Source organism: Kitasatospora sp. NPDC056731, assembly GCF_040687675.1.
Lineage (GTDB): Bacteria > Actinomycetota > Actinomycetes > Streptomycetales > Streptomycetaceae > Kitasatospora.
In genome coordinates this window covers 85,979-105,542 of the sequence record NZ_JBFBNR010000012.1, presented here as the reverse complement: position 1 = coordinate 105,542, position 19,564 = coordinate 85,979, and the positions used below count along the sequence as shown (strand labels likewise).

Genomic DNA, 19,564 nt, shown 5'->3' with positions numbered 1-19,564 from the left:
ACATCCCCTGGTGTGGAGGGCAGTCCAGGATCCCGCCCTCGGCTCACCCCGCTCAGAGTCCGATCCGCAGCGGGGTGAGCCGGGTGGCGATCAGGTTGGTGGCGCCGCGGTCGCGCTCGATGCGGCCGTGGACCAGCAGGCCGGCCCGGTCGAGGGCGGTGCGGCGCTGGGACTCCCAGACCGGGCGGTTGCAGACCACGTTGATCAGGCCGGTCTCGTCCTCCAGGCTGAGGAAGAGCACCCCGCCGGCCGTCGGCGGCCGCTGCCGGTGGGTGACCAGGCCGCCGACCACCACCTCCGATCCCGGCGCCGCGTCGGGGAGTTCGGCGGCGGACAGGGCGCCGCCGCGTTCCAGGCGGGCGCGCAGGTGCTGGAGCGGGTGGCTGGTGGCGGAGGTTCCGGTGGCCCACAGGTCGGCGATGGTCTCCTCGACCGGGCTCATGCCGGGCAGCGGCGGCGCCTCCGTCCCGGGCGCGGTCCCCGGGATCAGTGCGGCCGAGATCCCGGCGAACGCCCCTGCCGTCCACAGTGCCTGACGCCTCGTCAGTTCGAAGCAATCGAAGGCGCCCGCCGTCGCCAGCGCCTCCAGCGCCGGCGCGGGCAGACCGGTGCGGCGCGCGAAGTCCTCCAGGTCGGCGTACGGTTGCCCGGCCGCGATCGCCGCGGCCTGCGGGGCGCCGATACCGCGCACCGTCTCCAGGCCCAGCCGGATCGCCGGCTGCGGGCGGCCCGCGGTCAGCGGCGGCTCCGGCGTCGGCCCCCGGTGCGGCTCCAGGGCGGGGCGCGGCGCGCTGGCGTTGACGTCCACCCCGCGCACCCGCACGCCGTGCCGCCGGGCGTCCGCGACCAGGCTCAGCGGCGAGTAGAAGCCCATCGGCTGGTTGGCCAGCAGGGCGCAGGTGAAGGCCGCCGGGAAGTGGTACTTGAGCCAGGCGCTGGCGTACACCAGGTAGGCGAAGCTGATCGCATGGCTCTCCGGGAAGCCGTAGTTGGAGAACGCCTCGATCTTGCCGTAGACGTCCTCGGCGACCTCCTCGGGGATGCCGCGCTCGGCCATCCCGCCGAGCAGCCGCTCGCGCAGCCGGGCGACCCGCTCGTGCGAGCGCTTGGCGCCCATCGCCTGCCGCAGCCGGTCCGCCTCGGCAGGCGTGAACCCGGCGCAGTCGATGGCGAGTTGCATCATCTGCTCCTGGAACAGCGGCACCCCGAGGGTCTTGCCGAGCGCGTTCTCCATCAGCGGGTGCGGGCAGCCGGCCGGTTCGGCGCCCGCCCGGCGGCGCAGGTACGGGTGCACGGAGCCGCCCTGGATCGGGCCGGGCCGGATCAGCGCGACCTCGACCACCAGGTCGTAGAAGTGGTCCGGCTTGAGCCGGGGCAGCGTCGCCATCTGGGCCCGCGACTCGACCTGGAACACGCCGACGGTGTCCGCCCGGCGCAGCATCGCGTACACGCCCGCGTCGCCGTCCGGGATGGTGGCCAGGTCGTAGCGCAGGCCGTGGTGCTCGGCGACCAGGTCGCAGGCGTCGTGCAGCGCGGCGAGCATGCCGAGGCCGAGCAGGTCGATCTTCACCAGCCCGGCGCCGGCGGTGGACTCCTTGTCCCACTGCAGCACCGAACGCCCGGGCATCCGGGCCCACTCGGTCGGGCAGATCTCACCGATCGGCTCCCTGGTGAGCACCATGCCGCCCGAGTGGATGCCCAGGTGGCGCGGCAGGCCGTGGAGTTGGGCGGCGAGCGAGAGCACGTCGGTGGGGATCACGGCGTCCGCGCCGGGTGCGGAGCGGAAGTCGGTCTGCCGGCTGAACGCGTCCACCTGGCCCTGCGGGTAGCCGAGCACCCTGGCCGCGTCGCGGATCGCCAGCCGGGGCCGGTAGGTGATCACGTTGGCGACCTGCGCGGCGTGCTCGCGGCCGTAGCGGCGGTAGACGTACTGGATGACCTCCTCGCGGCGGCGGTTCTCGATGTCCAGGTCGATGTCGGGCGGCCCGTCCCGGGCGGTGGACAGAAAGCGTTCGAACAGCAGCCTGTAGTGGACCGGGTCGACGGCGGTGATCCCCAGGGCGTAGCAGACCGCCGAGTTGGCGGCCGAGCCGCGGCCCTGGCACCAGATGTCCTGGCTCCGGCAGAAGTCGACGATGTCGTGCACGATCAGGAAGTAGCCGGCCAGGTCGAGGTCCTCGATGACGTCCAGCTCCAGGGCGAGCTGGCGCCGGGCAGCCGCGTTGCCGGGCCCGAAGCGGGCCGGGCCCCCGGCGGCGACCAGGGCGCGCAGGTGGCTGATCTCGCTCTCGCCCTCCGGGACGGGGAAGCCCGGGAGCTCCGGGTCCAGCCTGGTGAAGTCGAAGGCGCAGGAACGGCCGAGTTCGGCGGTCGCCCGCCGTACCCCCGGGAAGCGGGCCAGCCGGGCGGCCATCTCCCGGCCGGAGCGCAGGTGCGCGGTGCCCGCTGCCCGCGTCCAGCCGACCGCGTCCTGGAGGGTGCGGCGCCCGTGCAGCGCGGCCAGGCTCTGCGCCAGCCGGCCCTGGGCCGGGCCGGCGTGGTGGGCGTTGGTGGAGGCGACCACCGGAAGGCCCTGCTCGGCGGCGAGCGCGGCGAGGGCGTCATTGCGCCGGTCGTCGCCGGGAAGCCACTGGTCGATCAGCTCCACGTGGACGTTGTCGCGGCCGAACGCCTCGGTCAGGGTGTGGAGTTGGTGCCCGGCCGTGCCGTCGTCCAGCTTTGCCGGGACGCGGCCGAGGCGGCAGCCGGTGAGCACCGCCCAGTGGCCGTCGTGCGCCCCGGCCAGCGCCGCGAGGTCGTACGCCGGGCGGCCCTTCGCGCCGCCGGCCAGCTGGGCGGCGGCGATCGCGGCGGACAGCCGGCGGTAGCCGGTCGGATCTCGGGCCAGGATCAGCAAGTGTTCCACCTCTATGCCATTGTGACGGATCGTCAGTTCGGCGCCGAACGCGGTGGCCACGCCCGTCCCCCGGGCCGCCTCGGCCAGCCGGACCGCGCCGTACAGGCCGTCGTGGTCGGTGATCGCCAGCGTCTCCACGCCCAGCCGGGCCGCCTCGGCGACCAGGTCCTCCGGGTCGCTGGCGCCGTCCAGGAAGCTGAAGGCGGAGTGGACGTGCAGTTCGGCCCAGGGCTCGCTGCCGTCGCCGGGTGCTCCGGGGGCTCCGGCGGCTCCGGGGGCGGGCTCCTCCTGGGCGGGGCGGCGCAGGGGGACGACCGTACGGTCCGGCGCGGCGCCGGTCAGGCGGCGGTGCAGCTCGCTCCAGGGGAGGGTGGGGTGGCTGGTGAAGCCCATCGGGGGTCGCCTTCGTTCTCGCGGTTCGTCACCTCTCCCCCCCTCGGCCCCCTCGGATCTCCCCCCTCGGGCCGGCGGCCGTCAGTCGTAGCCGGCCTCCAGGTACCACGCACCCCCCTCCACCGTGAGCAGCAGCGCCCGGCCACCGCCCAGCACGACCTGGAACCGGGCCCGGCGGCGGGCGAGCGACTGGTCCCACCAGTACTCGACCGCCGGCCAGGGGCCGGTCCAGCCGTCCACCCGCTCCTGTCGCCCCTGCCCCTCCCTGCCCGACGGGCCATCGTGGAACACCACCAGGGCCGGGCGGGCCGACACCCCCGCCCGGCCGTCCACCGTGACCGGCAGCCCGGCCTCGTCCAGCACCCGCACCGGCACCGGCTCCCGCAGCACCACCGCCGGCCACACGTCCGGCAGCCGCCCGGGCCAGGGCGCGCCGACCGACCCCGCCGCCTCGTACGGTTCGCCCCACGGCACCTTGACCGCCTGCTCGCCCGGACCGCGCCCGCCGGCCGGCTCGATCCGGCGCAGCCCGGCGTGCCCGAGCACCGCCTGCACCCGGGCCACCGCGCGCTCCACCCGGTCGTCCGCGACCGCCTGGCCCCACAGCGCCAACTGGCGCCCCTGGTCCGGGGAGAGGCCGTCGGGGGCCAGCCGAAGCAGGACGAACCCGGCGCCGGGCGCCTCCCCGGACGCCTCCCCGGGCGCGGCGAACGTGCCCGCGCCCTGCCAGGCCTGGAGTTGCCAGCGGACCCGCTCGGCCAACGCCGTCGCCGACAGCCCGCCCTCGTGCCGCCACAGCCGCGAGGCCGTCCGCCCGTCCGCGCAGGCCACCTCGACGGCCACCCGGCGACAAGTCAGCCCGGCCCCGGCCAGCCGCTGGTGCAGCTGCTCGGCCAGCGTGCGGGCGACGAACACCAACGGCTCCGCCAGCGGCTCGGGCGGGTCGAAGCGCTGCTCGACGGCGAGGTCCGGCTCCTGGTCGCGCGGCACCAGCGGGCGCGGCTGCAAGCCCCGGGCCAGCCGGTGCGCCACCGCCCCCGCCGGACCGAAACGGTCCGCGACCGCCTCGGGCGGCAGCGCGGCGAACGCCCCGACGGTCGGCAGGCCGAGCCGCCCCAGCACCTCCGCCAGCGCCTCGTCGCCGAGCACGCCCACCGGGTACGGCGCGAGGAACTCCGCCGTCCGCCCGGCCGGCACCAGCACTCCGGCGCGGGCGGCGAGCACCGCGGCGAACAGGCCATCGGCGACGCCGACCTGGGCGGGCGGGGGCGGGGGGTGCTCCGTCGCAGGGGTGGTATCCGTACCGGGCACGGCGACCGCGCCGGGGGCGGCGTCCGGGACCGGCTCCCGGGCCAACGCGTCCGCCACCGCCGTCCGGACCTTGGCCGCCAGCGCCTCCTCGCCGCCGAAGTAGCGGCCCGGCCCCTTCACCGGGATCGCGCACAGGCCCGGGCGGACCACCTCCACCCGGGGCGTGAACGCCTCCACCGCCGCGACCACCGGCTCGAAGCGGCCGGTCTCCGCCTCCGGGTCGCGGTCACGCAGCTCCAGCGCCGGGCAGAGCCGCTGGGCCAGCTTGAGCCGCTGCCCCTGCCGCACCCCGGCCGCCCGGGCACCCGCCGAGCATGCGAGGATCCGCCCGCCCTCGGTCACCGCCACCGGGTCGTCGCCGGTGACGGCCGCCACCGGCCAGTCCGGGCACCAGACCACCAGCACCCGCGGTGTCCTGTCGTCCGCCATCGCTCACACCACCGCTACCCGTTCGAGCGGCTGCTCGACGGCCCCGGGCCGTCCCGGAACGGGACGCTCCAGGACGGGGCGCTCCAGGACGGGGCGCGCCAGGGCCGGCCGGTCCAGGACCGGCCGTACCGCGCCGTGCTCGTCCGGCAGCCAGAGCCGGGCGGTCCGCCCGCGCACCGCCGAACCGCGCCCCTCGGCCACCACCTCCACCTGCCGCCCGGCGAGCTGCCCGTAACCGTCCCCCAGCCCGAACCAGCGCCCGGACCGCACCCCCAGCCGCAGGGCCGCCCCCGGCCACGGCCCGGCCACCAGCAGCACGCAGCCGCTGCGCCGTAGCACCGCCGCCAGCCGGGTGGCCAGCTTCGGCGGCACCGGGCCGTCCGGGCGCAGCATGACCAGTTCGACCGCGCCGGCCAGCACCGACACCACCTCGGCCCAGTGCGGCCCCGGGTCGTCCGCGACCAGCAGCCGCCGCAGGTCCAGCCCGTACCCCTCGGCCGCGGCCAGCCCCAGGTCCGGCAGCCCGACGGCCGCCGCCCAGCCGCCCTCGGTCTCCTTCACCCCGGCCGCCAGCGCCAGCAGCAGCCCGGTGTCCCCGCCCGCCACCGACACCGCCGTCCCCCGCCGCAGCCCGCCGTCCGGCAGCACCTCCCGCAGCGCCGGCACCACCGGCACCACGCCCCGCCTGTCCCGCCCGCCCCGCCCGCCCCGCCCGGCCGCCGGCATGGCGGCCGGCGCCACCGGCCGGAGCGTCGGTCGCTCGGCGATGGAATCGAAAGCAGGTTCGAAAACGGACACAACCCCAGGATCGAACATTCGTTCGTAAAGATTCAAGTCCACACCCTCCCCGCCCCCGCCCGTCACACTCCGTAGTTCCCCCTTGCCAACCCCTGGGTGCACGGAAATCGATGGACAGGTCCGACGCGATCAACAGACTGATGCCATGACGGCAACCGACCCCAAGACCGACCTCCGGATCTACCTCCAGGACGCCCGCGACGTCCTGCTGTGGAAGCTCGACGGCCTCTCCGAGTACGACCTCCGGCGCCCGCTGACCCCGACCGGGACCAACCTGCTGGGGCTGGTCAAGCACGTCACCGGGGCCGAGGCGATGTACTTCGGCCACACCTTCGGGCGGCCGTTCCCCGAACCGACGCCGCTGTGGTTCACCGGCGACGCCGAGCCGAACGCCGACCTGTGGGCACGGGCGGACGAGACCACGGAAGAGATCACCGGGCGCTACCGCCGGGTCTGGGCGCACACCGACGCCACCATCGAGGCGCTGCCGCTGGACGCGATCGGCCGGATACCGTTCGGCCAGCGGGCCGAGCAGACCCTGCACCGGATCCTCGTCCACATGATCGCCGAGACCCACCGCCACGCCGGCCACGCCGACCTCCTCCGCGAACTCGTCGACGGCACCACCGGCCAGCGCCCCGACGGGATCAACACCGCCCCCGGCGACGCGGCCTGGTGGCAGGCCCACCACGCCCGCGTGGAGCGGGCCGCCCGGGAGGCCGGCGGGCTCGTCTGACCCCGCCCGGTACAGGCTGGAGCCCTGCGGTGGCTTGCAGTAGCTTGCGGTGGCTTGTCCGCGCTGGTGTCGGATGGGGCGGCTAGGGTCTGGGGGTCAAGGGTCGGGGCGGTGGAAGGCGGGGGACGTGGGGGGCATGGGGGACGTGGGGTGTGCGCGGGTCGCGGCGGACGGGTTGCCGAGTGGGGTGGTGCACCCGGGGAGCCGGGAGTTCCTGATCCGGGAGGGGCTGCCGCTCTCGGGGGCGTTCCTGGACTTCGGCGTGCTCGGCGACGGGGCGTTGGCGGCACTGCCGGAGGCGGAGCGGCTGTTCGTCCTGGGCGAGACGGAGTACTGCGCGCCGTTCGCCGCGGCCGGCGGCCTGGTGCTGCTCGACGGAACGACCGGCGAGGTGTTCCTCGGCGAACCGGGCCCACGGCGGGACCTGCTGGCCTCCGGTCTGCCCGCGCTGGCCGGATTGGTGCGGGAGGTGGAGGCGGTCGCAGAGGCGGCCCGACGCGCGGACGCGCTGAACGGGCGGCGCGGCCCCGCGGTGGTCGCCGAGGTGACGGCCGGAGCCGAACGGCGGATGCGGGAGATCGACCCCGGGCTGTTCGGACGGTCCGCGACGCCGCCCGCGCACTGGGGCACGGCACTGCTCGTACGGACGCTGGGCTGGGGCGCGCTGCCGGGCGGTCCGGGCGGTCCGGCGTACGAGGTCGGCCCGGAGCTGGTGGCGGAGCTCGCCGCGCTGACGGGCGAGGAGGACGGCGCGGGCCTGGTGCACCGCTACCGGGCGGAGGAACTGCCCGCCGGGCTGGTGCACGAGCCGACCCGGCGGCTGCTGACCGAGATCGGACTGCCGCTGGGCGGGGCGATGTTCGGGGTCTGCGAGGAGCCGCTGGTCACGATGGCGGAGGCGTACCCGGAGTACTTCGACGGCGAGGAGGAGCGCCCGTACCAGCGGGAGTTCCTGGCGCTCGGGGACTGGCCGACCGATCTGACGATCGCCCTGGACGGTGCCACCGGCCGCCTGGAACTGCCGGACTGGTACGACGACGGCCAGCCGGAGGCCTACCTCAACCGCGACCTGTCCGCCCTGCTGTACGCGCTGTGGACGTACGAGCGGCTGCGCGCCGAGTGGGAACGCTGGGACTGCGGACGGGGCCGGGACACCTGGGCGGTGTTCGACCCGCAGTCGCTGCTGAGCACCGTGGTGGACCGGCTCGTGGAGGCCGTCGACCCGGAGGCGTTCGCCTCGCCCGGGTGCTCGTGGCGGCTGCTCGCCGAGGACGCGCACATGGGCGGCCTGCTCGGGTGATCCCGGCGGCGCCCCGGACAGTGCGCCGGTACGCTGCCCCGGTGACGAACATCCGTACGGCGACCGGGCGACGGCGGGCGGTGCTGCTCACCTTCGGCGCCGTCCTGTCCCTCGCGGCGGCGGGCTCGCTGTACGGGCTGCTGTACCTGCGGTCACTGGACTTCGGCGAGCGCTGCGAACAGGGCCTGGTGCCCGGCGGCGGACGGCTGCTGGAGACGGGCGCGTCCTGGCTGCCGCCGGACGCGTGGTGCCGGTTCGAGGACGGGAGCATGTCCACCACGCCGTTCTGGGCGCTGCTGCTGTTCTACGCCCTGCTGACCCTGGTCGTCTGGTCGGTGACCGCGCTGCTGCGGATCCACCGCCCGCGCCCGCACCTGGGGCTGGACTGGCAGCCGGGGCACGGGCCGGGCTGGTAGGCCTTCAGGCCTGTCGGGGCTGGGTGGGGACGGGGCCTTCGGAGGCTTCGGCTTCGGCTTCGGCTTCGGCTTCGGCGTCGGCGTCGGGGAGCCGGCGGCGGGTGCGGATCGGGGAGAGGAAGACCGGCAGGAAGGCCACCGCAAGGACGGCTCCGCCGAACCAGAGGGTGGCCCGCAGGCCGACGAGTTCGCCGAGCAGCCCGGACAGCGCGGAGCCGATCGCGAGCGCGCCGGTGAGCAGGAAGCGGAAGGTGGCGTTCATCCGGCCGAGGAGCGCGTCCGGGGTCATCCGCTGGCGCAGGCTCACCCCGAGGACGTTGTCCATCCCGGTCTTGAGCGAGACCAGCAGCCAGCCCGCCCCCGCCGCGAACAGCCAGGGGCCGTGCCCGATCAGCGGCACCAGCAGCCCGGCGGGCGCCACGCAGACGCCGGCCAGGCCGAGCGTGCGTCCGTAGCCGAGTCGGGCGGCGATCGGGCGGGCGCAGCGCGAGCCGAGCAGGGTGCCGACCCCGCCGACCGCCCAGAACAGGCCCAACGCCCCGGCGGGAAGGCCGAGTTCCCGCACGAACAGCACCGGGAGCAGGGTGTTGACGAGTTGGAAGCCCAGGTTGGTGAGGGCCCCGGTGAGAGCGAGCGCGCGCAGTTCCCGGTTGCCGAGGACGTGCCGCAGCCCCTCGGCGATCTGTGCTCCGAGCCCGCCGCCGCCGGGCCGATCGCCGCCGCCGCCCCCGCCCCCGCCCCCGTCGGCGATCGGCTCGGGGGTGGGGGCGGGGGTGCGGCGCAGCCCGATCAGGCGAAGCGCCGAGCCGAGGTGGCTGAGCGCGGTCGCGACGATCGCGAACGGCGCGGTGAGCAGTTGGACCAGCAGGCCGCCCGCGCCGCGCCCGGCGACGTTGCCGACCGCCATCAGGCCGACGACGGCGGCGTTCGCCTGCACCAGGTGCCCGCGGCCGACCAACCGGGGCAGCACGCTCTGCGAGCCGACGTCGAAGAAGACCGTCGCGCAGCCGGTGAGCAGCGCGACCGCGTACAGCTGCCAGAGGGTGAGCCCGCCCAGCCACCAGGTGAGCGGGATCGAGGCGTACAACGCGGCCTTCACCAGGTCGGCGACGATCAGCACGCGGCGGTGGCGCATCCGGTCCACCCAGGCGCCGGCGGGCAGGCCGATGAGCAGGAAGGCGAGGGTGCTCAGGGTGGCGAGGACGCCGACCTGCCCCGGGCCCGCGTCGAGCGCCTCGACGGCGATCAGCGGGACGGCGACGTAGCCGACGTTGGTGCCGAGTTGGGCGAGGGCGGTCGCGGTGAAGAGGGTGCGGAAGTCGGCGGTTCGCCAGAGGGAGTGGGGGTGCATGGTCCGTTCAGTCGTGTGAAGCGGTGGGGGTCGGCATGGGGGCGGGGGCCTGGGCCCGGTGATGTTTCGTCAGAAAAACACCGGCGAGTACGACGATCATTCCGGCGACGGTCCGGATCGTCAGCTCCTCGCCGAGGACGAGCGCGCCGAGCGCAGTGGAGACCACCGGCAGCAGATAGCCGACGGTCGCCGCACTGGTGGGGCCCTCCGTGGCGATGAGACGGTAGTTGAGGTGGAAGGTGAGCCCGGTGCAGGCGACGCCGAGGACGGCGACGGCGACGAGTCCGAGCGGATCGGCACCCGCGACCGGGCCGAGCGAGCCGCTGACCGGGAGCGCGAGCGTGCTCAGCCCAGCCGCGGCCGTGAGCTGGGCGGCGGAGAGCGCCAACGGGCCCGTTCCCGTGCCGGTGAGGGCACGGGCCATGTAGGCGAAGGCGATCGCGTAACTGGCCGCCGCGCCGAGCAGGGCGAGCGCCGACAGGACCGGGAGGCCGCCGCCGTCCCGCCACGGGGAGAAGATCAGCAGCACGCCCGCGAAGCCGAGCACCAGACCGCCCAACCGCAGCGGACCGCGGGCGCGTTCGGTGCCGAGGGCCCGTTCGGTGCCGAGCGCGAGGCCGACCAGCAGGGACCAGAGCGGGGTGGTCGCGTGCAGCACCCCGGCCAGGCCGGAACCGACGCCGCGCTCGCCGTACGCGGTCAGCAGGAACGGCAGCGCGTTGCAGAGCAGCGCCGCCAACGTGAGCCGGCGCCAGACGGCGGCGCCGCGCGGCAGGCGCTGCCGGGCGGAACGGGCGAGCAGCAGCAGGACGGCGGCGCCGAGGGCCGAACGGAGCACGGTGATCTGCACGGGGGTGAGCCCGTGCTGGAGCGCGAGCCGGATCCAGAGGAAGCCCGAGCCCCAGAACAGGGCGAGAACGGCCATCCGCAGCACGGGCGGTGCTCCTTCTGTCGAGGTGACGGTGTCGGGTGTGTCGGTGTCGGGTGTGTCGGGGTCGGGTGTGTCGGGGTCGGGGGTGTGTATCGGTGTCGGGGTGTTCGACGACGGTCCCGCGACAGGACCCGGTAGCACAAGCGAAATGTTCTTCACCACCTTTAAGCTGAGCTACATGACTGAGGTACTCGACGTCCGACGGATGCAGGTCCTGCGGGCCGTGGTCGACCACGGCTCGGTGAGCGCGGCGGCCGGCGCGCTCGGCTACACCCCGTCCGCCGTCAGCCAGCAGGTGGCGGTGCTGGAGCGGGAGACCGGGACGGCCCTGCTGGAACGCGTCGGGCGCGGCGTGCGGCCGACCGCCGCCGGACTGCTGATCGCCGGGCACGCCGCCGTCATCGAGCGGCAGGTCGCGGAGGCCGGCGCGGCGCTGGCCGACCTGCGGGCCGGGCGCAGCGGCAGCCTGACCGTGCGCTACTTCGCCACGGCCGGCGCCGCGTTGGTGGCCCCGGCGGTGGCCGCGTTCCGCCGAACACACCCGGGCGTACGGCTCGACCTCGGCATGACCGACCCGGAGGACCCGCTCACCGAGGTACTGGACGGCCGGGCCGACCTCGCGGTGGTGGTCCGGTCCGACGGCGCCGCGCACCCCGGCCTGCGGCTGGTCCACCTGCGCGACGACCCGTACCGGGCGGTGCTGCCCAGGGGCCACCGGCTCGCCGCGAAGCGCGTCCTGGACCTCGCCGAGCTCGCGGACGAGCCCTGGGTGGGGGCCGAGCCGCCCGGCCCGTGCCGGGAGGTCGTCCGGGGGGCCTGCGACGCGGCCGGGTTCGGGCCGTCCGTCGCGGTGGACAGCGCCGACTACGCGACGGCGCAGGGCTTCGTCGCGGCCGGACTGGGCGTCGCCCTGGTCCCCGCCCTGGGACTCGCCCAGCGCCACCCGGGCATCACCGTGCGTCGGCTCCGCGGCCCGGAGCCGGTCCGTGCACTGCACGCCGCAGTACGCGAGGGTGCCTGGGGGCAGCCGGTGCTCGGCGCGCTGGTCTCCGCGCTGCGGGCGGCGGCGCAGCCGTAGTACCACCGGCCGATCTTGCCGGGCCCGCGAAGACCGACCGGACAGGACCTCGCACCACCGGCCCGGCCGCCTCCGGGCGGTGGCGGTGTGATCTCACTCTCGTGGGGCCGGGTTAGCGCCCGTACAGCGGACGGCAAAGGCACGGACAGGACACGGACAAGGCACGGACAAGGCTGCGCCAATTCGCTGAAGAGAGTCGAAGAGAGCTGAAGGGAAAGGAAGTGCGGAACGTGGACAGTGCTACCGGGGACCTCTACCGGGCCTTTGCGGAGCGGGAGGCCCGCGGCAACTCGGCGAGCTACCAGGACCTCGCCGAACGCGTCGCCGGGGACGAGGAGTTGTGCGCCCTGCTGGACGGGCTGCCGGTCGCGAAGCGGCAGCCGAACCTGCTGTTCGGTTCGGTCCGCCACCTCGGTGGACCGGTGACGGCCGGCTATCCGGCCTTCCGCACGTGGGTATCGGCGCACTGGGACGAGGTCGCGGCGACGATGCTGCGACGGCGGACGCAGACCAACGAGGCCGGCCGGTGCGCCACCCTGCTGCCGCTGCTGTCGGCGCTGCCGCAGCCGCTCGCGCTGATCGAGGTGGGGGCCTCGGCGGGGCTCTGCCTCTACCCCGACCGGTACCGGTATCGGTACACGGTTGACGTGGGCGACGTGCGCGAAGCGGGCGAAGTGGGCGACCCGGCAGTCGAGTTCGGTGCCCAGGAGAGCCCGGTGACGCTGGAGTGCGCGGTGCGCGGGCCGGTACCGCTGCCGGCGTCGCTGCGGGAGCGGCTGCCCGAGGTGGTGTGGCGCGCCGGGATCGACCTCAACCCGCTGGACGTCCGGGACGAGGAGGACGTGCGCTGGCTGGAGTCGCTGGTCTGGCCCGAGCAGGCCCACCGGCTGGAGCGGCTGCGCGGCGCCGTCCAGGTCGCCCGGGCCGAGCCGCCGCACCTGGTGCGCGGCGATCTCAACGCGACAGTACGGGAGTTGGTGGCGCAGGTGCCTGCCGGTGCCACGCCGGTGGTGTTCCACAGCGCGGTGCTCGCCTACCTGTCCCCGGAGGCGCGGGAGGAGTTCGCGGTGACCATGCGCGGCCTGCCCGGGCACTGGATCTCCAACGAGGCCGTCTCGGTGCTGCCGACCGTCGAGCGGCGACTCCCCCGTCCGGCGCCCGCCGGATCCGGGCTGTTCGCGCTCGCTCTGGACGAGCGGCCGGTGGCCTTCACCGGACCGCACGGGCAGTCCCTCCACTGGTTCCGGTCCCGGGACGGTCTCGGGGCTTGAAGCTGCCGCAGCGGCAGCTTCTACCGTCGTGACCAGGGCCGGAGGAACCGGCCCTGGTCCACGCGAACGTGAACGAGGGAGACGGCGCATGGCAACGGCCTGGCCGATCGCGGAAGTCGTCCGGATGTCGGGCGTGACCGCCCGGACCCTGCGGCACTACGACGAGATCGGGCTGCTGCCCCCGGCCTGGATCGGCTCGAACGGCCACCGCTACTACGAGGAGCGGCAGTTGCTCCAGCTGCAACAGATCCTCGTGCTGCGGGCGCTGGGGGTCGGGCTGACCGGGATCGCCCGGATCCTGGGCGACCAGGTGGACGAGCTGGAGGCCCTGCGGGACCACCGGCACCGGCTGCTCGCCGAGCGCGACCGGCTGGACACCCTGGCCGCCACCGTCTCCCGCACGATCGCCGACCTGGAACGTTCCCGAAAGGACGGCACATCCATGACCAGCATCAACCGCCCGGAGAACCTGTTCGAGGGCATCCAGCCCGGCGACGTCGAGGAGAGCCTGCGGGACTTCCCCGAGCACGCCGAGGCGGCGCGGCGCGCCACCGCCGCGATGAGCCAGGCCGACGTCGAGGCCGGACAGCGCGAGCGGACGGCGCGGATGATCCGCCTGGCGGAGCTGCTGGCGGCCGGCCACCCGGCGGACGCCGAGCCCGTGCAGAGCCACATCGACGCCGAATACCTGGCGCTCACCTCCCTCCGGACGGTCTCCGTCGAGGAGTTCCGCACGATCGCGCGCTCCTGCACGGAGAACGCCCAGTGGAGCGCCGTGTACGAGGCCATCACCCCGGGCCTGGCCGCGTACCAGCGGGCCGCCATGGAGGCGTACGCGGAGGCGCGACTGGCCTGAGCCACCGGCGGGGCGGGGCGGCAGGGCCCGGCCTCCCTGCCGCCCCAGTCGGGGTGGCAGGGAGGGCCCGCCCCGCCTCGCCCCGCCGTCACTCGGTGCGCAGCGCCGTGACCGTCCGGGTGCGGGCGGTCCAGGCGGCGGGGAGGAGGGCGCCGAGCAGCGCCAGCACCAGGCCGCCGAGTATCAGCGGCCCCACCACCGAGGGGTGGAACACGGTGAGGTCCGCCTCCGGCACCCCGACCCCCGCGGCGCGGGCCATCGCCGGCATCACCTGGTGGTGCAGCAGGATCCCGATCGGGACCCCGATCAGCCCGGCCACCAGCCCGCTGCCGCAGACCGAGGTGAGCACCATGCCGACCGTCTGCCGGGGCGACATCCCCAGCGCCTTGAGCACTCCGAGGTCGTGTACCCGCTCCCGGGTGTCCAGCAGCACCGTGTTGAGCACGCCCAGGCCGGCCACCACGGCCAGCAGCAGGGTGAGCGTCCCGGCGAGGGTGTTCATGGCCAGCATCACGATGCTGATCTGCTGCCGGCCCGCTTCGGCGCTCAGGCCCAGCGGCCGGACGGCGTCGTCGAGCCCGTCCGCGTACGCCTGCGCGTCCGTGCCCGGGGTGAGGTCGATCTGGAAGGCGACCGTGTCGGCCTGGACGGCGGTGCCGAGCGGGGCCAGTGCGGCCCGGTCGACGAACACCTGGTCGCTGGTGGTCAGGACCTCGCCGCTGATCCGCACTGGGGTGCTGCGCCCGTGGTCGGTGAGGGTGACGGTGTCGCCGACGCGCACCTGGTTGGCGCGCAGGAAGGCGGTGGCGACGACCACCTCGCCGGGGCCCTGGAACCATCGGCCGGAGATCAGCTGGTAGCCGCCCCAGGAGGCGTCCCCGGTGAAGGCGATCACCGCGGTGCGCCCGGTGTTCCCGGCCACGGCGACCGGTGTCGGAGCGGTGCTGTACCAGGCCCGGGTACCGGGGCGGTCGGCGATCGCCCTGGTCGCGGCGGCCTCGTCCACGTGGTCGGGGGCCTTCGTCGAGCTCTCGATCGGGGCCTGGACCACGACCTTGCCGGAGCGCCCGGCCTGGAGGCCGTCCTGGAAGGAGCCGAGCGAGAGCGTCAGGCCGACGCACAGGGTGACTCCGGCCGTGCCGAGCACCACCGCGGCGGCCGTGGTCGCCGAGCGGCCCGGCCGGGTGAGCGGGGTCGCCAGCCCGAGGCTCAGGGCGCGCGGCACCGGTAGGCGGCCGATGAACTGCTGGACCCTGGCGACCGGACCCGACGCCCCGGCCGGGCCCGACGTGTCGACCCGACCAGACGCACTCGCCTGACCGGAAGCCCCCGGACGGCCCGAGCCGCCGCGGGAGGCTGCCCGCCGGGCGCCCGGCGCCGTCCGGCCGACCGCGAGCGCCTCCACCGTGCGCAGCCGGCCGGCCCGCAGCGCGGGCACCAGGGCGGTGCCCGCCACGGCTGCCAGGGCCACCGCCGAAACGGCGACGTCCACCCAGAGCGGGATGCCGAGCAGGCCGCCGCGCAGGGCCTTGTGCGCCACCCCGAGGACGGGTACGGACAGCAGGTTCCCGCCGAGCACGCCGAGCGCCGTGCCGACCCCGGCCGGGATCAGTGCCTGGCCGACGTAGGCGCGCGCCACCTGGGACGGGGTGAAGCCGAGCGATTTGAGGATGCCGATCCGCCGGGTGGCGGCGCTGACGGCGCCGCTGACCACGACGCCGATGATCAGCACCGACATGGCCAGGCCGAGCACCCCGAAGGCCGTCACGAACGGGACGAAGGTCGCGGCCGTCCGGTTGGCCTCCGTCTGGGCCGGCCGGTACGAGGTGGCCCTGGCGAGGGCGCCGCCCGGCACTGCGGCGGCGAGCGCCGCGCGGTCGACCTCCACCTCGGCGTCGGTGTCGGCGTGGGCGAAGCGGTAGAGGTACTGGGCGGCGGGCGCCGCACCGGGCGCGGTGAGCCCGGCGACCTGTTCGGGGGCGATCCAGCCGTCCGCGCTCCAGGAGGGGGAGGCGGCCAGGCCGACGACCTTGAGGGTCGGGTGCCCGGGGAGGTCGGGGAACTGCATGCTGTCGCCGACGCCCAGCGGCGAGTGGCCGTCCAGGAACACCACCTCGCCGGGGCCGGCGAGCCAGCGGCCCATGGTGATCCGCAGGCCGTCCAGCGGGCCGTCCTTCGCCCGGCCGACCAGCGTCACCGGCGGGAGCAGGCTGCCGGCCGGCGGGATCCGGAGCTCGTCGCCGGCGCGCGGCTGGACGGTGAGCGCCGGGTAGGGACCGGCCGAGGCCGTCACGCCGGGGGCGTGCGCGGTCGCGGCGAGTTGGGCGGGGCTCGCCCTGGCCGGGTCGTACAGCACGTTGAGGTGCGCGCCGCGCTGGTCGGCGAAGGTGCGCTGGTACGGGCCCTGGGAGGCGACCAGCAGGCCCGTGGCGAGGATGCACGCCGTCACGGCCGCCATCGTGGTGAGCACCATGACCAGGGTCTGCACCCGCTTGCGGCCGACGCCGGCGCGAACCACCTTGCCCAGTACGCTCATGCGCCCGCCTCCCTTCGCCCGGCGGGGGCGTTCGCCCACACGCGCCCTCCCGTGATCCGCTCTCCCCCGGCCTCCGGCCGGGGGCACCCCCACCACTCGCTCATCGCACGGCGTTCGCTCATCGCACACCGCCGGGGGCCGGCACGGCCGCGGTGTCCCGGACCAGCCGGCCGTCGAGCAGCTCGATGGTCCGGTCGGCGCAGGCCTCGGCGAGCGCGGTGTCGTGGGTGACCAGCAGGATCGTCTGGCCCTCCGCGTTGAGCCCCCGGAGCAGGTCGCGGACGTCGGCGGCCGAGGCGGTGTCCAGCGCCCCGGTCGGCTCGTCGGCGAGCAACAGCGGCGGACGGTTCATCAAGGCCCGTGCCACCGCGACGCGTTGGCGCTCGCCGCCGGAGAGCCGGCCGGGGAAGGCCTTGGCGTGCCGGGCGACCCCGAGCCGCTCCAGCAGCTCGCCGGCCCGGGCCCGGGCCTGCTCCCGCCGCATCCCGGCGAGCTGGGCCGGGAGCAGCACGTTGTCCTCGACGTTCAGATCGTCCAGCAGGTTGAAGAACTGGAACACCATGCCGATCCGCTTCCGCCGGTACTCGGCCAGGGCGGCCTCGCCGAGCTCGTGGACGGCCACGCCGTCCACCTCGACGGTGCCCTCGCTCGGGCGGTCGAGGCCGGCGACCAGGTTCAGCAGGGTGGACTTGCCGCTGCCCGAGCGGCCGAGCACGGCCAGCGCCTCGCCGGCCCGGACCTCCAGGTCGAGCCCGGCCAGCGCGGGGTGGGCGGCGTCGGATCGGTCGTACGTCTTGCTGACGCCGCGGATCCGGATGATCGGCGCGTTCACGGGCCCTCCACGATTCGAGGTCCGGCACCGGAAGTCCGGGCCGGCTGACGGGACATGACGCTACGAATTCGGGGCGGGGCGCGGACAGCCGTCTGGACGGCCTCTCGGGGGTGTATCCAGGTACACCCCGGATTGGGGGCGCAGACCTAGAGCGCTGCACGTCACGGCGCGGCAGACTGACGCCGGATGATCAACCGGGGCCGCGGGGCCACCGACCGGAGGGGAGGCGCGGGATGAGGACGAGCGCAGTGTCCAGGGCCGTCACGCAGCTGGAGGGTGCCGTCGTGGCCGGCGTGCGGGCGCTCTACATGGTCACGTTGGCCGTCACGGGGCTGATGGCGCTGCTGGCCGGGCCGGTCCTGCTGGCCGCCGCCCTGCTCGGCCCCGACGACGCCGAGCCGTTCGCCCACGGTCCGGGCGGGCCGCTGATCCTGCTGGTGCCGCTGACGCCGGTCGCCCTCTGGGCTCTCTGCTGGGCCACCGGGGGCGGCGGCCGGGCGGCCGGGGCCGTCCTGTTCGCGCCGGGCGCGCTCGCGCTGATGGCCACCGACCTCTACGGCGGCGCCCCGCCCGGCGGCCGGTCCGGATCGCTCTGCCTGGGGCCGGCGATGCTGGTGCTCGGCCTGCTCGGCACGCGCTGGATCGCGACGGAGAACCGGCGGATCGTCGGCCGGTGGAGCGGCCGGCCGATCCCGGTGCCGTACCACCGCGTCGACGCCGGGCCGTGGCAGCGGATGCGCGCCGGCGGCTGGCTGGCCGATCCGGCGACCTGGCGGGACCTCCTCTGGGTGCTCGTCTCCGGCTGCGCCGTCCCGATCACCGCCGTGATCGTCGTGCTGACCCCGATCGCCCTCCAGGTACTCGGCCGGAACGGGCCGTTCCTCCCGCTGGGGCCCGTCTACATGATGGGGCTCTACATCTCCCCGCTGGCCGCCCTGTGGGCCGCGCCGCCGGTCCTGCGGGTGCACGAGCGGGCCGCCCGCGCCCTGCTCGGCCCGTCCCGGCGGAGCGAACTCGCCCGCCAGGTCAGTCATCTGGCCCGGACCAGGGCGGACACCATCGACGCCGGGGCGGCCGAGCTGCGCCGGATCGAACGGGACCTGCACGACGGGGCGCAGGCCCGGCTGGTCGCCCTGGGCATGCTGCTGACCGTGGCCGAGCAGGTGAAGGACGACCCGAAGGCCCTGCAACCCCTGCTGGTCGAGGCCCGGATGTCCTCGGTCAAGGCCCTGAGCGAGCTGCGCGACCTGGTCCGGGGCATCCATCCCCCGGTGCTCGCCGACCGCGGCCTGGCCGACGCGGTCGAGGCGACCGCGCTGGACCTCCCGCTGCCGGTCACCTTCACCGGCGGGCTGCCCGGCCGGGCGCCCGCCCCGGTGGAGTCCGCCGTCTACTTCGCGGTGAGCGAGCTGCTGGCCAACGTGGTGAAACACGCCGGCGCCTCGCACGTGTGGATCGAGATAGGGCACAGTGGCGGGCTGCTGCGGATATCGGTCACCGATGACGGGCGCGGTGGCGCCAACCCGTCCCGGGGGACCGGCCTCAGCGGAACCGAACGCCGACTGGCCGCCTTCGACGGGGTGCTCGCGATCAGCAGCCCCTCCGGTGGCCCGACCATTGTGAACCTGGAGATCCCGTGCGCGTTGTCATCGCCGAAGACCTCTTCCTCCTCCGGGACGGCCTGACCCGGCTGCTGGAGGCCAGCGGCATGGAGGTCACCGCGGCGGTCGAGACCGGCGACGAACTGCTCGCCGCGGTGGCCGCCGACCGGCCGGACATCGCCGTGGTCGACGTCCGGCTGCCGCCCGGCTTCACCGACGAGGGGCTGCGGGCGGCGCTGGCCGCCCGCCAGGCGCACCCGGGGCTGCCCGTCCTGGTTCTGTCGCAGTTCGTGGAGCAGTTGTACGCGCGCGAGCTGCTGGCCGGCAGCACCGGCGGGATCGGCTACCTGCTGAAGGACCGGGTGCTGGACGGCGCCCAGTTCATCGACGCGGTGCAGCGGGTCTCCCGGGGCGGCACCGTGATGGACCCGGAAGTGATCAGCCGGCTGCTCACCCACAACTCCTCGGCCGGCCCGGTCTCCACCCTCTCCCCCCGCGAGCGGCAGGTGCTGGCGCTGATGGCCGAGGGGCGCTCCAACGCGGCGATCGCCCAGCAGTTGGTGATCACCGAGCGGGCCGTCGCCAAGCACACCGCGTCGATCTTCGTCCGACTCGACCTCCAGCCCTCCGACGACGACAACCGCCGCGTCCTGGCCGTGCTGGCCTACCTCAACAACGGCTGAGAGGGGCGACACACCAAGGCTTTCCACCCTATCCACCCCTTGAAGGGCCACCGCCAAGTGAGAGACCGCCCTCCGCTGCAGGGGGCTCGCCCGCTCCGGTCAAGGTCATCTACGCTGGTGACGTGCTCATCCTTGTTCGCCGTCGC

General features: G+C 75.2%; 15 protein-coding genes. 8 read left to right on the top strand and 7 right to left on the bottom strand.

Going from position 1 to position 19,564, the window contains the following annotated elements:
• Positions 1-52: 52 nt before the first annotated feature.
• The 3 genes from AB0R04_RS14985 to AB0R04_RS14975 all read right to left on the bottom strand — a co-directional run bounded on the left by AB0R04_RS14985 (position 53) and on the right by AB0R04_RS14975 (position 5,770).
• Entirely contained in the window at positions 53-3,289 is a 3,237-nt protein-coding gene (locus AB0R04_RS14985) for an error-prone DNA polymerase (protein WP_363371229.1), read from the bottom strand.
• A gap of 81 nt (positions 3,290-3,370) precedes the next feature.
• Positions 3,371-5,029: a DNA polymerase Y family protein gene (locus tag AB0R04_RS14980; RefSeq protein ID WP_363371227.1), complete on the bottom strand. Its 1,659-nt coding sequence runs from the start codon at positions 5,027-5,029 to the stop codon at positions 3,371-3,373.
• Between the two features lie 3 nt (positions 5,030-5,032).
• Positions 5,033-5,770, bottom strand: a complete 738-nt coding sequence (locus AB0R04_RS14975; RefSeq protein ID WP_363371225.1) for a hypothetical protein — start codon at positions 5,768-5,770, stop codon at positions 5,033-5,035.
• Between the two features lie 202 nt (positions 5,771-5,972).
• Here AB0R04_RS14975 and AB0R04_RS14970 point away from each other — a divergent pair, with 202 nt between their 5' ends.
• The 3 genes from AB0R04_RS14970 to AB0R04_RS14960 all read left to right on the top strand — a co-directional run bounded on the left by AB0R04_RS14970 (position 5,973) and on the right by AB0R04_RS14960 (position 8,279).
• Positions 5,973-6,563: a DinB family protein gene (locus AB0R04_RS14970; RefSeq protein ID WP_363371224.1), complete on the top strand. Its 591-nt coding sequence runs from the start codon at positions 5,973-5,975 to the stop codon at positions 6,561-6,563.
• 136 nt (positions 6,564-6,699) lie between these two features.
• A complete protein-coding gene (locus tag AB0R04_RS14965; protein ID WP_363371222.1) occupies positions 6,700-7,863 on the top strand; it encodes an SUKH-4 family immunity protein in 1,164 nt (387 codons plus the stop codon).
• Positions 7,864-7,904: 41 nt separating this feature from the next.
• Positions 7,905-8,279 carry a hypothetical protein gene (locus tag AB0R04_RS14960; RefSeq protein ID WP_363371220.1) on the top strand — a complete coding sequence of 125 codons (375 nt, stop codon included), beginning with the start codon at positions 7,905-7,907 and terminating at the stop codon, positions 8,277-8,279.
• Positions 8,280-8,283: 4 nt separating this feature from the next.
• Here the strand turns inward: AB0R04_RS14960 and AB0R04_RS14955 are convergent, their stop codons facing one another.
• On the bottom strand, positions 8,284-9,630 hold the full coding sequence (locus AB0R04_RS14955; RefSeq protein ID WP_363371218.1) for an MFS transporter: 1,347 nt from the start codon (positions 9,628-9,630) through the stop codon (positions 8,284-8,286).
• Positions 9,631-9,637: 7 nt separating this feature from the next.
• Positions 9,638-10,555, bottom strand: coding sequence for a DMT family transporter (locus tag AB0R04_RS14950; RefSeq protein ID WP_363371490.1), 918 nt, complete (start codon positions 10,553-10,555; stop codon positions 9,638-9,640).
• 211 nt (positions 10,556-10,766) lie between these two features.
• Between AB0R04_RS14950 and AB0R04_RS14945 the strand changes: the two genes are divergently transcribed.
• The 3 genes from AB0R04_RS14945 to AB0R04_RS14935 all read left to right on the top strand — a co-directional run bounded on the left by AB0R04_RS14945 (position 10,767) and on the right by AB0R04_RS14935 (position 13,766).
• Entirely contained in the window at positions 10,767-11,639 is an 873-nt protein-coding gene (locus AB0R04_RS14945) for a LysR family transcriptional regulator (protein ID WP_363371488.1), read from the top strand.
• Between the two features lie 230 nt (positions 11,640-11,869).
• Positions 11,870-12,910, top strand: coding sequence for a DUF2332 domain-containing protein (locus tag AB0R04_RS14940; RefSeq protein WP_363371216.1), 1,041 nt, complete (start codon positions 11,870-11,872; stop codon positions 12,908-12,910).
• A gap of 88 nt (positions 12,911-12,998) precedes the next feature.
• A complete protein-coding gene (locus tag AB0R04_RS14935; RefSeq protein WP_363371215.1) occupies positions 12,999-13,766 on the top strand; it encodes a MerR family transcriptional regulator in 768 nt (255 codons plus the stop codon).
• Between the two features lie 88 nt (positions 13,767-13,854).
• Here AB0R04_RS14935 and AB0R04_RS14930 read toward each other — a convergent pair whose 3' ends face one another.
• Both AB0R04_RS14930 and AB0R04_RS14925 read right to left on the bottom strand, forming a co-directional pair.
• A complete protein-coding gene (locus AB0R04_RS14930) occupies positions 13,855-16,302 on the bottom strand; it encodes an FtsX-like permease family protein (protein ID WP_363371214.1) in 2,448 nt (815 codons plus the stop codon).
• A 118-nt stretch (positions 16,303-16,420) separates the two neighbouring features.
• Positions 16,421-17,134: an ABC transporter ATP-binding protein gene (locus AB0R04_RS14925; RefSeq protein WP_244293320.1), complete on the bottom strand. Its 714-nt coding sequence runs from the start codon at positions 17,132-17,134 to the stop codon at positions 16,421-16,423.
• Positions 17,135-17,382: 248 nt separating this feature from the next.
• Here AB0R04_RS14925 and AB0R04_RS14920 point away from each other — a divergent pair, with 248 nt between their 5' ends.
• Positions 17,383-18,819, top strand: coding sequence for a sensor domain-containing protein (locus tag AB0R04_RS14920; RefSeq protein WP_363371213.1), 1,437 nt, complete (start codon positions 17,383-17,385; stop codon positions 18,817-18,819).
• Positions 18,771-19,418, top strand: coding sequence for a response regulator transcription factor (locus tag AB0R04_RS14915; RefSeq protein WP_063347002.1), 648 nt, complete (start codon positions 18,771-18,773; stop codon positions 19,416-19,418). The genes AB0R04_RS14920 and AB0R04_RS14915 overlap by 49 nt, the downstream gene beginning before the upstream one ends.
• Positions 19,419-19,564 lie beyond the last annotated feature (146 nt).

Excerpts from the sequence above, each read along its gene's own strand:
- AB0R04_RS14985 (WP_363371229.1), bottom strand. The coding sequence starts at position 3,289 with ATGGGCTTCACCAGCCACCCCACCCTCCCCTGGAGCGAGCTGCACCGC.
- AB0R04_RS14980 (WP_363371227.1), bottom strand. The coding sequence starts at position 5,029 with ATGGCGGACGACAGGACACCGCGGGTGCTGGTGGTCTGGTGCCCGGAC.
- AB0R04_RS14970 (WP_363371224.1), top strand. The coding sequence starts at position 5,973 with ATGACGGCAACCGACCCCAAGACCGACCTCCGGATCTACCTCCAGGAC.
- AB0R04_RS14965 (WP_363371222.1), top strand. The coding sequence starts at position 6,700 with ATGGGGGACGTGGGGTGTGCGCGGGTCGCGGCGGACGGGTTGCCGAGT.
- AB0R04_RS14955 (WP_363371218.1), bottom strand. The coding sequence starts at position 9,630 with ATGCACCCCCACTCCCTCTGGCGAACCGCCGACTTCCGCACCCTCTTC.
- AB0R04_RS14950 (WP_363371490.1), bottom strand. The coding sequence starts at position 10,555 with ATGGCCGTTCTCGCCCTGTTCTGGGGCTCGGGCTTCCTCTGGATCCGG.
- AB0R04_RS14945 (WP_363371488.1), top strand. The coding sequence starts at position 10,767 with ATGCAGGTCCTGCGGGCCGTGGTCGACCACGGCTCGGTGAGCGCGGCG.
- AB0R04_RS14935 (WP_363371215.1), top strand. The coding sequence starts at position 12,999 with ATGGCAACGGCCTGGCCGATCGCGGAAGTCGTCCGGATGTCGGGCGTG.
- AB0R04_RS14930 (WP_363371214.1), bottom strand. The coding sequence starts at position 16,302 with ATGAGCGTACTGGGCAAGGTGGTTCGCGCCGGCGTCGGCCGCAAGCGG.